The 13,057-nt window shown below is 48.7% G+C and carries 9 protein-coding genes; 2 read left to right on the top strand and 7 right to left on the bottom strand.

Annotation, left to right across the window (positions count from 1 at the left end; genetic code table 11):
* Positions 1-64 precede the first annotated feature (64 nt).
* The 3 genes from acs to EA26_RS19710 form a co-directional block, all read right to left on the bottom strand.
* A complete protein-coding gene (acs, locus tag EA26_RS19720) occupies positions 65-2,017 on the bottom strand; it encodes an acetate--CoA ligase (RefSeq protein WP_039431337.1) in 1,953 nt (650 codons plus the stop codon).
* Between the two features lie 203 nt (positions 2,018-2,220).
* Entirely contained in the window at positions 2,221-2,856 is a 636-nt protein-coding gene (locus EA26_RS19715; protein WP_039431335.1) for a 3'-5' exonuclease, read from the bottom strand.
* Positions 2,857-2,895: 39 nt separating this feature from the next.
* Positions 2,896-4,722, bottom strand: coding sequence for a DUF294 nucleotidyltransferase-like domain-containing protein (locus tag EA26_RS19710; RefSeq protein ID WP_039431334.1), 1,827 nt, complete (start codon positions 4,720-4,722; stop codon positions 2,896-2,898).
* A gap of 193 nt (positions 4,723-4,915) precedes the next feature.
* On the opposite strand from EA26_RS19710, the gene EA26_RS19705 reads away from it, so the two are divergent.
* Together EA26_RS19705 and EA26_RS19700 are read left to right on the top strand one after the other, a co-directional pair.
* Entirely contained in the window at positions 4,916-6,106 is a 1,191-nt protein-coding gene (locus EA26_RS19705; protein ID WP_039431332.1) for a 3-phenylpropionate MFS transporter, read from the top strand.
* An 86-nt stretch (positions 6,107-6,192) separates the two neighbouring features.
* Complete coding sequence (locus tag EA26_RS19700) at positions 6,193-9,627, top strand: hybrid sensor histidine kinase/response regulator (RefSeq protein WP_039431330.1); 3,435 nt, start codon at positions 6,193-6,195, stop codon at positions 9,625-9,627.
* Positions 9,628-9,671: 44 nt separating this feature from the next.
* Here the strand turns inward: EA26_RS19700 and EA26_RS19695 are convergent, their stop codons facing one another.
* The 4 genes from EA26_RS19695 to EA26_RS19675 form a co-directional block, all read right to left on the bottom strand.
* On the bottom strand, positions 9,672-10,859 hold the full coding sequence (locus EA26_RS19695) for a lipase family protein (protein ID WP_039431328.1): 1,188 nt from the start codon (positions 10,857-10,859) through the stop codon (positions 9,672-9,674).
* Between the two features lies 1 nt (position 10,860).
* Positions 10,861-11,412: a DUF6795 domain-containing protein gene (locus EA26_RS19690; RefSeq protein ID WP_226978323.1), complete on the bottom strand. Its 552-nt coding sequence runs from the start codon at positions 11,410-11,412 to the stop codon at positions 10,861-10,863.
* A 425-nt stretch (positions 11,413-11,837) separates the two neighbouring features.
* Positions 11,838-12,299: a DUF6795 domain-containing protein gene (locus EA26_RS19680; RefSeq protein WP_152593748.1), complete on the bottom strand. Its 462-nt coding sequence runs from the start codon at positions 12,297-12,299 to the stop codon at positions 11,838-11,840.
* A gap of 58 nt (positions 12,300-12,357) precedes the next feature.
* Entirely contained in the window at positions 12,358-12,927 is a 570-nt protein-coding gene (locus EA26_RS19675; RefSeq protein WP_039431321.1) for a DUF6795 domain-containing protein, read from the bottom strand.
* Positions 12,928-13,057: the final 130 nt, after the last annotated feature.

Below are 13,057 nucleotides of genomic sequence, written 5' to 3'. Positions count from 1 at the left end.
GAAGCACGCCTTTGTGGTTAGCGCAGGTCTCTTATTGTGGCAGCGTTATATTCGCTGCTCAGAATTAGGCCAGTTCGGCTTTTTCGGCAATCAGCTTGTCGACTACACTTGGATCGGCCAGCGTTGAGGTATCACCCAAGTTGCTGGTGTCACCAGTGGCGATCTTACGAAGAATGCGGCGCATGATCTTGCCTGAACGCGTTTTCGGTAGCGCATCGGTCCAATGCAGCACATCTGGCGTGGCAATCGGGCCGATCTCTTTACGTACCCAGTCTTTCACCTCTTTGTGCAGCTCAGCCGATGGGTATTCCCCAGCGTTGAGCGTCACGTAGGCGTAAATCGCCTGACCTTTGATGTCGTGCGGAATGCCGACAATCGCCGCCTCGGCAATCTTCGGATGTGCCACTAGCGCCGATTCGATCTCGGCAGTGCCCATACGGTGACCGGAGACGTTCAGTACATCGTCCACGCGGCCTGTGATCCAGTAGTAACCATCTTCGTCGCGACGCGCACCGTCACCCGTGAAATACATGCCACGGAAGGTGGAGAAATAGGTCTGCTCAAAGCGTTCGTGGTCACCGTAAACCGTGCGCATTTGACCGGGCCAAGAGTCGAGGATGACGAGGTTACCTTCTGCTGCTTGATCTTCAATCACATTGCCGATGTTATCCACCAGTGCAGGCTGCACGCCGAAGAATGGACGAGTCGCCGAGCCCGGTTTGAGCGCGGTTGCGCCCGGTAGTGGCGTGATCAAAATGCCACCGGTTTCGGTTTGCCACCAAGTATCGACAATCGGCGATTTTTCATTGCCGATGGTTTTGTAGTACCACTCCCACGCTTCTGGGTTAATCGGTTCACCGACTGAGCCCATAATGCGCAAGCTGCTGCGCTCGGTTCCTTCAACCGCTTCATTGCCTTTGGCCATCAGCGCGCGAATTGCCGTTGGCGCAGTATAAAGAATATTGACTTGGTGCTTGTCGACCACTTCGCTCATGCGGCTGGTTTTCGGGTAGTTTGGCACACCTTCAAACAGAATGGTTTTCGCTCCGTTGGACAGTGGTCCGTAGACCAGATAGGTGTGTCCGGTGATCCAGCCCACGTCAGCGGTACACCAGAACACCTCACCAGGCTGATAGTCAAAGACATATTTAAACGTCATGGTCGCATACACCAAGTAGCCGCCCGTGGTATGCAGCACCCCTTTCGGTTTACCTGTGGAGCCTGAAGTGTAAAGGATAAACAGGGGATCTTCGGCTTTCATCTCTTCTGGTGGACAAACGTCCGAGACTGTTGCCGTCGCCTCATGCCACCAAACGTCACGGTGTTCATGCCAATCGACATTGCCACCGGTGCGTTTCAACACCATCACTTTGCTGATGGTTTTCACTTCAGGGTTGGTCAGTGCTTCGTCCACGTTCTTTTTCAGCGGCACGGCACGGCCGCCACGAACGCCTTCGTCAGCGGTAATCACCACCTTGGCATCAGAGTCGATGATACGGCCCGCCAGCGCTTCAGGTGAGAAGCCGCCAAAGACGATGGTATGCACGGCGCCGATACGGGTACACGCCAGCATCGCCACCGCCGCTTCCGGCACCATAGGCATGTAGAGACACACCACGTCACCTTTGCGCACGCCTTGCTCTTTCAGTGCGTTCGAGAAACGACATACTTCTTGGTGCAGTTGTTTGTAAGTCAGAGTTTTGTCTTCGGCTGGGTTGTCACCTTCCCAGATAATTGCCACTTCATCACCGCGCTTGGCCAGATGGCGGTCAATACAGTTAGCGGAAACGTTCAGTGTGCCATCTTCAAACCAGCGAATATCAACGTGGCCCGTGTCAAAAGAGGTCTGTTTGACCTTGGTAAAAGGCTTGATCCAATCAACGATTTTGCCGTGTTCGCTCCAGAAGCCCTCTGGATCGCTGACAGATTGTTGGTACATCGCAAGATAGGTCTCATTATCCGCGTGGGTGTGAGTTTTAATGTTCTCTTTAACCGGATAAATGTGGGCTTCACTCATTGTTTCTCTCCTTGTGCCTTCAACTTTCGTGAACAGGGCTACTTGTGATTGAGTGTGCAACTGAACGCGAACGGAAATCCGTGGTGTCTTTCGACTTGCCTATAACTGTTAATCACTGCGACGATTTCGACAATTAGACTTTAGGATAAAGGCGTATTTTGCTTATAAATGAGTAAATTAAGAATGTATGCGTTGCATCAAACTTACGGGGAGAGGTAAGAGGAAGAGAAGCTGGGCAGATCGCCATGGGTTAAACGCACAAAGATCAACGCCGCCGAAAAGGCATCTTGCAGCGCGTCATGCTTGTCTTGGAGAGGCAAGTCCAGATGCTTGCAGATGGCATCCAAACTGAGGTCAAAGTAGCCATTGGGCAGGTGCTTTTCCAGTTTGTCATGGTAGATCTGGCTAACTTCAACCAACGGATTAGGCAGCGGAAAGCCCAAGTGACGCTGGCAGGCGAGGTCTAAGATCTTCTTATCATAACGGATGTGGTAACCGACTAAAGGGCGGTTGCCGATAAAGTCGAGTAGCCGCGTGATGGCTTCGCGCTCGCTAATACCATCGACCAGATCCTGATGGCGAATTTTGTGGATTCTCACTGAACCCGAGTCGAGCGATTGCGGCGCGCGCAGCCGTACTTCAAACGGCTGACTGGTGAGAATACGGTTGTCGACAATGCGCGTCGCGGCAATGGTGACCAGCTCAGCTCGCTTCGGGTCTAAGCTGGTGGTTTCGCAATCCAGAGAGACAAACTCACGGCTATCGGGCGCGCTAAACAGCGACTGATAGGGCGAGCCTGTCAGTTTGTAGTGCCAGTATTTGCGTTGCAACCAATTCATGCGCGCTTCCTAATACGTTTGGCGTAACGCCTCACGTGGTTAATCTTTGATTTGATAGTGATAACCCAGCCACTGCTTAAACTTTTTCACCACGTGTAAACTGTGGCGCAGCAAATCGCGCTCGGTGCGATCGAGCAGTTTCAAACTGATTTTGTTGTTGCTGTGCTGCTCGGACAACTGCTGAGCAAGACGCAATTTAAAAAACAGCTTCAATGCTTCGCTGAGGTTATCGGCGGTGGTTTGCTCAAGCACTTTGCGTTTGACCAAGGCTTCAATGCGGTCGAAGGTGTTGTTTTCGCTCAAGGCGTATTCCAGCGTTAGAGCGCGAATGCCGTGCACAATCGGGAAAATGCCACCTTGTTTGATGTCGAGCCCTGATTTATCGGCTTTAACATTGCCAAATAGCGTCAGCGGCACGGAAAAACTCAGCGCAGGACGGGTGAATTCGGTGAGGATCAGCTCTTGATCGGCCATCAATTGACACAAGTGCGCTTTCACTGGCGCCAGTAGGCTCTTGTTGCCGGCAACAGCGTGGGCATCGGCCATGATCGCGATGTCCATGACTTGTTCCGATTTGGCGGCTTTTACCCAGTCCGCCAAGGTTTTTTTCCACTGTGTTTGGCTGCGCACCCACTTCGGATTGTTGACCATGACATTGCCCGGGCAAAGTGGGTAGCCAAGTTGCTGCAGAGTATGAGTGAGCTGCTGCATCACCTCGCTGCACAACTGCCATTCCAGCCCGTCTTTGAGGATCAGTGCGTTATCTTGGTCGGTCTTGAGGATTTGCTCGCCTCGACCTTCAGAGCCGAGCACGATCAGACAGCAGTGGTCATGTAGCGCCGGAGGCACGACTAGCTCAAACGCTTTCTCAATAATCTGCTCGTTGACCGCCGAGATCAGCTCCATGATAAAGCGCGTGCGAATGCCGTTTTTCAGCAAGCTTTCGACCAGTTGGCGCTGTTTGTTCGACGCCAGTGCCAACTCTTCGACGCTCGACGCTCGGGCGATGCTTAAGGTCAGCACGTGAGAATGGGTGGAGAAGGCGCTGAGGATCTGCGTCATGTCGAGCATGCCAACCGCTTGGTGACCGTCGCACACCATCAGCCGTTTCATGCGGTTGCGCGTCATGGTGATCATGGCGTTAAACAAAAAGTCGCCATTATCCACATGGCAAACCGGGAAGGTGGCAATCTCGCCTACCGGAGTATCGAGCGGTTTGTCTTCCAGCATCACCGAATGGAGCATGTTGGTGCGGGTGACGATGGCATACGGGTGGGCGGAAGGCTGTTTGAGGCAGCGAGGGTCATCGTCATGCAGTTTGACCAGCGCGGCGTCGATGCCGTTTTCCTTCAAGGTTTTGGTGACTTGATTGATCGGCATCTCGGGCGGAAGAATCATCGCCGGGTGGTAAATCGCCTTGTCGACTTTGGTGAGAATAAACTCGGCCAAGTTTTGCTGCTGCTGCGCTGCTTCAATCAACTCTTGCCGTTTGGCGAGGTTGTTGTCGAAGTAGGCCGCGAACTGGCCATTCTCATTATAAAGTTCCAGAAACAGCGCTTTGGGCAGTAGGTAGGAGAGGGTATCTTCTAGCGCGACGTAGTGGTGGCGTACCGTTGCTTCAAACAGGGCGCGGACGTCAAACATATCGTCGTTGGCGTAGTGGGCAAACACTTCCTGATGATCGGCGGAGCGCTCTTCAACCGCACCTTTGATGAGAATGTGCAGATAATCGCTCGGCTGCCCAGCAGGCAGAACAATGTCGCGGGTTCGATAGTAGGCGACATCCAGTGACGAGCGCAGCAGGGCTTGCTGTCCTTCACTCAGGCGGTCAAACGGTGGAGATTGCATATTAAATTTATCAGGCATGGGGCACTCTATCGTCACGCGGCATAGAGTAAGTCTGACAAATTTACACTGACTCTCCAGACGACTTTGGTCTAATCCTTTGGTGCGATCGGGGAAACGGTGGGTTGCTGATAATTCCCTTTTTCTCTTGTGCATACCCAGTCATAATGCAGCGCACTCAGTTCTTTAACTGCTATTGTTCAGGATTATCACTATGTTTACCCCATCCCCTTATGGCTGGATTTCTCAATATTTCCTCGGCTTCTTTTTTGCTTACGGTGTTTATCTGCCATTTTGGTCGTTGTGGTTTAAGGAGCAGGGCGTCTCTTCCACCGATATCGGCTTGCTGGTGGGGATTGGTTTAGCAACGCGTTGTGTGGCGAATATGGTGATCACACCACGCGTGCATCGCGCCGAACACATCATGCCAGCGTTACGCTGGCTCAGTTTCGCCGCGCTAATTTTTGTCGCGTTTCACTTTTTTACTGGCGGTAATTTCTGGTTGATGGCGCTGGCGACTGTGTTGTTCAACCTCTGTTGTGGCCCGGCGGTGCCGCTCTCTGATGCGCTCGCCAACTACTACGCCCGCTTAAAAATGCTTGATTACGGCCGCACGCGCTTGTGGGGATCCATCGCGTTTATTGCGGGCTCGACCGTGGTGGGGTATTTGATTGCGCTCTACGGCAGCGACATGATCCTTTACACCGCGTTGGCTGGGGTGTTTGTTTCGCTATTGTTCAGCTTACGCAAACCAACGCTGATGCCAGTTACACGCCAAGAGCATCACACCCAGCGGCCAAAGCTAACTGAGTTACTCACCGACAAACCCGTTGTGACCTTTTTGCTGTTGGCGGCGCTAATTCAAGGGAGCCACGCGGCTTACTACAGCTTTAGCGCCATTTACTGGAAGCAGGCGGGCCATTCCGAAGAGATCATTGGCTATCTGTGGAGCTTAGGGGTGGTGGCCGAAGTGGCGGTGTTTGCTCTGAGTAAGCGTCTGTTTGCAGGTTGGTCGCTGCGTGCGCTGTTTGTCGCCGCTTCGATTGGCGTGATGTTGCGCTGGGGGATCACCGCCTCCACCACCTTGCTGCTTGGTCTGGTTTTGGTGCAACTGCTGCACGGCGTGACGTTTGCCATGGCGCATATTGCGGCCATTCAATACATTCAACACTCACCGGAGCACAAAATGGTCGCTCTGCAAGCACTCTACAATGCCCTGCCGTTAGGCGCTTTTATCGCAGCCATGACGGCGTTAAGTGGTTGGGGCTTTGAGCAGTGGGGCGCGAATGTGTTCTGGGTGATGGCGGCCATGGGCTTTATCGCGCTATTTGTTAAAGTGACGCCAGTCAGCGAAGAGCCGCATGTGATTGATGTGGCGAAAGCCGAGCCGAAAGCACAGAATTAGTGTGAAGAGATTGAGTTGAGCTCTCATCCTTAGTTAAATGAAACCTCTCCCATAGCGGAGAGGTTTTTTATCAGGAAGGATGACGCATGCAAGGATGGATTGTGATTCCCGTGTCGTTGGCATATCTGGGCATTTTGTTTTTGATTGCTTGGTATGGCGATAGACAGAAAAAATGGCTGGCGCGTTGGCGCCCGTGGGTCTACAGCTTGTCTATTGCAGTTTATTGTACGTCGTGGACGTTTTACGGCACCGTCGGCCAAGCCAGTAGCAACCCTTGGTCGTTTTTACCCATTTATATCGCGCCGATTTTGGTCTTCACCTTGGGATGGCGCATCCTTGCTCGGCTGATCCTGATCGCCAAACGAGAGCACATTACCTCCATCGCCGACTTTATCGCTGCCCGTTATGGCAAATCGCAGGGCATTGCGGTGGTGGTCACCTTGATTGCCGTGGTCGGTATTTTGCCTTATATCGCGCTGCAGTTGCGCGGCATCACCATGGGACTGGAGATCATCGCCCCCGATCTCTTTAGTCAGTTTGGCTACGAAGATTACAACGTCTCTTGGTTTGTGGTTGGTGCACTGGCGATTTTTACCATGCTGTTTGGCACGCGCCACATCGACAATACCGAGCATCATCGCGGCATGATGATGGCGATTGCGTTTGAGTCCATGGTCAAGCTGTTGGCTTTTTTAGTCGTCGGGGTGTTTATCGTCTGGCTGATGATGCGCCACGAAAGCTTCGATTTAACCAGTGCGATCACGAGCACCTACCAAGCGCCGAATGTTGCGACGCTACTTATTCACACTGTATTGACGATGTTGGCGATCGTCTGTCTGCCGCGCCAGTTTCACACCATGGTGGTGGAAAACGAGCGCGCGCAAGATCTGCATACCGCTCGTTGGTTGTTTCCGCTCTATCTGGTTCTGATGGGGATATTTGTTTTGCCCATCGCTTGGGCGGGGCAAAGTTTGCTGCCGGCCAGTTCGGCCGATACCTATGTGATCAGTTTGCCGATGGCGTTTGGTGCCAGCGATATTGCGCTGCTGGCCTTTCTCGGCGGAACTTCGGCGGCCAGTGGTATGGTGATTGTGTCGACCATCGCGCTGGCGATCATGGTCTCCAATGATTTAGTCATGCCACTGCTGCTCAGACGCATGCGTTTGTCCAATCGCAATCATCATCACTTTTCCGGCCTGCTGCTGCGCATTCGTCGCGCGCTGATTCTTCTGTTGTTGATTGGTGCTTGGGGTTTTTATCAAGCGCTGGATGCGATTCATTCGTTGTCGGCTATTGGCTTTCTCTCGTTTGCCGCGATCACCCAGTTTGCCCCTGCGCTGCTTGGCGGTATGTACTGGCGGCAAGGCAACCGCAAAGGGGTGTATGTCGGGCTGGCGGTCGGCTTCACTTTGTGGCTGATCACCCTGATGACTCAGACCGATATGCTGGCTGGCGATGCGCAAAGCAACTTGTTGATCTGGATAATTACCCCTCCTGAACTGCTGAGCGGGCTGGACGTTAAAGCATCGGATTGGGGGATGATCCTCAGCGTCAGTGCCAACGCTTTCTGCTATCTGCTGGTTTCGATGCTGACACGGCCAAGCCTAAGTGAGCGCTTACAATCGGCGTCTTTTATCGGTATCCCGCTGCCGGAAAATGAGAACATCAGCTTGTACCAAAGCCGTGTCACGGTCGCTGAGCTGGAAATGCTGGCGTCGCGTTTTGTTGGCCGCACTCGGGTCAAGAATGCCTTTGCTTACTATTGGTCGCAGCAGCGAGAAGTGCTGCTGCCCAATCAGCAAGCGCCGTCGACCTTAATTCGCCATACCGAACGGGTTTTGGCTGGTGTTTTTGGCGCGTCATCGGCGAAGTTGGTCCTCACTTCGGCGCTGCAAGGGCGAAACATGCAGTTGGAAGAGGTCGCCACCATAGTGGATGAAGCCTCAGAGCTCTACGACTTCAGCCGTGGGCTGCTGCAAGGGGCAATCGAGCACATTGGGCAAGGGATCGCAGTTGTGGATAAACAGTTGCGGCTGGTGGCGTGGAACCAACGTTATTTAGAGCTGTTTGAGTTCCCGCCGGGGCTGATCCAAGTCGGGCGGCCGATTGCCGATGTAATTCGTCACAATGCGCAGCAAGGGCTGTGCGGTCCGGGCGACCCGGAAGATCACGTGCGCCGTCGGGTCTACCATCTTGAGCAAGGTACACGGCATACCTCATCGCGAATTCGCCCCGATGGGCGGGTGATCGAAGTGCAAGGCAACCCGATGCCCGGCGGAGGGTTTGTGATGAGCTTTACCGATATCACCGTCTTTCGCCATGCCGAACAGGCGCTCAAAGAGGCCAATGAAACGCTGGAAGAGCGCGTTCATCTGCGCACACGCGAGTTAGAGAGATTGAATCAGCAACTGGTGACCGCAACGCAACGTTCTGAGCGCGAGTCGCAATCCAAGTCGCGCTTTTTGGCCGCGGTAAGCCATGATTTAATGCAGCCACTCAACGCCGCGCGCTTGTTTGCCTCGTCGCTCTCTGAAGTGGCGAAAGAAGATGAAACGCGCAAGCTGGCCTCGCACATCGAAAGTGCGCTGGGGGCAGCGGAAGATCTCATCGGTGATTTGCTCGATATCTCGCGGCTAGAGTCCGGCAAACTGGATATTCACATGCACGGCTTCGCCATCGACGATGTGCTGGCCAACCTCAATGCGGAATTCAGTGCCTTAGCCAAGCAGCAAGGTATTGAGTTTTGCATGGTTCCCTCTTCACTGACCGTCAACTCGGACCCCAAACTGCTGCGCCGTGTGGTGCAAAACTTTTTGACCAACGCCTTTCGCTACAGCCCCAACGGCAAAGTGCTGCTTGGTGTGCGCCGCGTCGCGGGGCGTGTGCGGATCGACGTTTGGGACAACGGCATGGGCATTGAAGAAGATAAACAGCAGGAGATCTTTGAAGAGTTCAATCGCGGTAGTCAGGTACGTTCAGATCAAGGGCTCGGTTTAGGGTTGGCGATTTCTAAAGGGATTGCCCAAGTGCTTGGGCATGAAATCTCGATGCGTTCTTGGCACGGCAAAGGCAGCGTCTTTTCCATTACGCTCGATAAAGCCAGCGAGATACAAAAGCCTGCGGTGAGTGAGCCCAGCCCAGCGGTGGCGGATCTCAGCCATCTACGCATTCTGTGTGTCGACAATGAAGAAGAGATTTTGGTCGGCATGGAAAACTTGCTGGTACGTTGGGGCTGTGAAGTGAAAACCGCAACGGACATTATTGGCAGCCTGAAAACATTGGAAAATGGCTGGATCCCTCAGGTGATCTTCTCCGATTATCGTTTAGACGACGGGCGAACCGGTCTCGAAGTGTTGCAGCAGTGCAAACTGCGTTTAGGCAACCGATTTGAAGGCGTCATTATCAGTGCTGATCGCACCGAAGAGATGATGCAAGCGATAAAAGCCAACGGGTTTGGCTTTATTGCCAAACCCGTTAAACCGCTGAAGTTAAGAGCAGTATTGAATCGGGTGAATGCTTAGAAAAAGACCTCGCAAGAGGTCTTTTTTCGATGGCATAGGTATTTTTAGCTGGCAGCCTGAATCGCCTGTTTTGCGACGCGATAGAGCTTACCAATGACAACACTAAATACTTTTCGAATAAAACTGGCTGTCATATCTTCAATGGCAGTGACTGGTTTTCCGGCAAAAACCAACATATGACCGAGCAAACCGCGAACTTGCACTTCCCGTACTTTCGACGCTTTGGCGACTTTCTCAAGATGTCTGGAGAGTAAGTCATAAAATGTGAGTCCGACAGAGATGGATGCCTGTGCTGCAATGGAAGCGAGAAGGCCAGCATCTTTCAAAAGAGTGATCAGGGCTGAGCTTATTTTATTTGCCCAGTATTCTGAAAATGAAGCTTGATTTCTGTGCTCAAATTTCAATCTGACAGGCGTATGCAAATATTGGTTAGCGCTAATCTTTAATGCTGTCCAGTCTTCAGAACTTGCCGTATTTAAATATCCAGGGTTTGAGAATGCAGACATTGAATGAGCGCTTATACAGACTCGGGTTGAACTGTCTAAACGATACTCCTGGCCTTGATAGGGCGCGTGGACAAAAGGCCAAAGTGGAATCATAGGGACAGGATCTCCTCCATGAGTACAGCGGAATATTTTATCAGCTCTGTTGCCTGATTTAATGGCGTATTGTTCCAAGCCAACACGTGGTGCGCCAAAAGTATAGAGATTGACTCGACAAGAGTACTCGCTTTTTAGCCAGTCGGCACAAAGCGATGCTAATGCTCCCCCCAAACTGTGCCCGACACAGTGAATTTTTTTTGGTGTGCGATTGGTTTTAGATAAATGTTGTTTTATTTGACTCTTGATACTATTAAATGAGTTAATAAATCCTGCATGTGCTATTGAACCATTTGGTGAGCCCTTGCAACCAATATTCGCGTTGGTAACCCAATCATTGGCATTTTGTGTACCACGAATGGAGACTACGATTTCATCTTGGTATATTCCCTTGCCAATACCAATCACCGCAAAAGCTTTTGAAGTGCGCATTGCTCCAGGAATGACCTTTCTAATTAAAGGTACGTTTTCCAATAAAGATATTCCACCTGTTTGTCCTTTAAACGTGCTATCTTCTGAGAAAGAAAAGTGTTTTTTAAATTCTCCAGATAATATTTTTAGGTTTTCACCATGATATATTTCGTAAGGAATGTTCGCTATTTGCGAAGCCAATTTTGGTGTTAGAGTGGCCATTTTAATCCTCTTGATTTATTTCTCTACGTTTATATCCTTTGATCTCACATCTACTTATCAGCATCAAATCGACGCCATGAGGAACGACAGGATTGTTAAAATAGTACTGATACTCAGTAGAATTTATTTCACATTTCAAACTTCTAAGGTTGTCCACAATGAGATCAAAGGGCTGATCATAATCAAGTATTGAATGCCAAAGATATGTTTTCCCTTCCTCTGTTAGTAAGTAAATACCAAAATAAGAGTAAGCCTGATTTAATGGAGATTTCTTCAGCCACTGAGCATGAATCATAGGCTCAAAATGGAAATATCCATTCAGATCGGTTTGTGTCTTATGGTTATATCGATGTTCTAAGAACCCGCCTTCAAGATAAACTTCTCTATTTGCCAATGCTTGTCCGTCTTGAGTCAGGTGTCCAGAGATCTCTGGACTTAAGACATACTCATTTTTTTTAAATAAATCAAAGATGTTTAACATAGTACCTTGGCTTACTGATGAAAAAAGAACTAAGAATAATGTTACTATCAGCCTAGTGATGTTCATTTTCATTCCGTGTGCAAATGATGCCTAATATATTGGATATTAATTTTTAATATGAGAAAGATTTTTCATTCTGGAATAAATCTCTAATTTGTTGTGAAATTAACAAAATTGTTAATTTAAAAGCAAAAGCAACATGAAAGCACAATATGAAAGTGAAGAACTTGATTTGTTATCATCCATTGCGGCAGAATCCAATGTAGGGTATACCATATTCTGCTGGTATACCAAGATAAGACAGCCCTTAGTACTGATATCAATGTTGTTGGGTGTTTGGGTGAACGCAGAGAAAAGATCTATAGATCTGTTTGTTGGCATAACCGTTTAAGCAACGTCTAGAGAATAAATATATCAACAAGTAAATCTCCAGTGAGAACTGCGATTTCAACCAAAAGTCAAACAGTGAAGCAACTTGTCTGATAGTGAGTTCATGTCTAATCCTCTATATACCCAGATTCCAAAGCACCGTGTAGTTCACAAATGGTATGTATTTCATATCCATCATGGTTTTTTATCATAGAATCAAAAATGAAATACTTTTCCTTAGCGTTAATACTACACGTAAGATTGGATAGATTTTCTGACATGAAAGGGAGTATTTCATAGCCGGGTAAATAAGAGCGCCACAAGTATATATATCGACCACTATCTTCAATGGTTAAAGAAGTGCTTACCATTTTTTGATCAAACATACTTGTTTTTTTTATGGTTGAGATACTTATTGGATTAAAATAGAAATTTCCGTTTTTGTTTGTGATGACTTTAAACTCATTTGTTTTATTAAGAGCACTAATCTCTAAGGTTACCTCCAAGTTTTCAATAGGAATATTATTTTCTGAAATGTTCCCTTGAATTTTTGGAGTTAAGTTGTATACTTTTTTGTTTAATATGTCCATAGCGTAGGCCTGATATGGAAAAGTTAAAGATAGTAATAAGGTTATTCTGTTTATTAACTTAGATGATTGCTTCATTGTTTTTATTTTCAATGTGTAATTTTTCTCTGTGCCTATATCCCTTAATTTTACATCTGCTTATTAGCATCAAATCAACGCCATTAGGTACTACAGGATTTTTAAAATAGTATTCATACACTGGTGAGTTTAGGTTGCATTTAAAATCACTTAGATTATTAATAATGAAGTCATAAGGCTTATCGTAGCTAAGCTGAGAGCGCCAGATGTATATTTTTTCTTCTTCTACAATTGAGTAAATGCCAAAGTAAGAGTAAGCCTGATTTAATGGAGATTTCTTCAGCCACTGAGCATGAATCATAGGCTCAAAATGGAAATATCCATTCAGATCGGTTTGTGTCTTATGGTTATATCGATGTTCTAAGAACCCGCCTTCAAGATAAACTTCTCTATTTGCCAATGCTTGTCCGTCTTGAGTCAGGTGTCCAGAGATCTCTGGACTTAAGACATACTCATTTTTTTTAAATAAATCAAAGATGTTTAACATAGTACCTTGGCTTACTGATGAAAAAAGAACTAAGAATAATGTTACTATCAACTTGGTGATGTTCATTTTCATTCCGTGTGCAAATGATGCCTAATATATTGGATATTTATTTTTAATATGAGAAAGATTTTTCATTCTGGAATAAATCTCTAATTTGTTGTGAAATTAAGAAAATTGTTAATTTAAAACAAAAAGC

Origin of the sequence: Vibrio navarrensis (assembly GCF_000764325.1) — a bacterium.
GTDB lineage: Bacteria > Pseudomonadota > Gammaproteobacteria > Enterobacterales > Vibrionaceae > Vibrio > Vibrio navarrensis.
The sequence above is the reverse complement of the archived record's forward strand: the minus strand, read 5'-3'. Positions and strand labels throughout refer to the sequence as shown.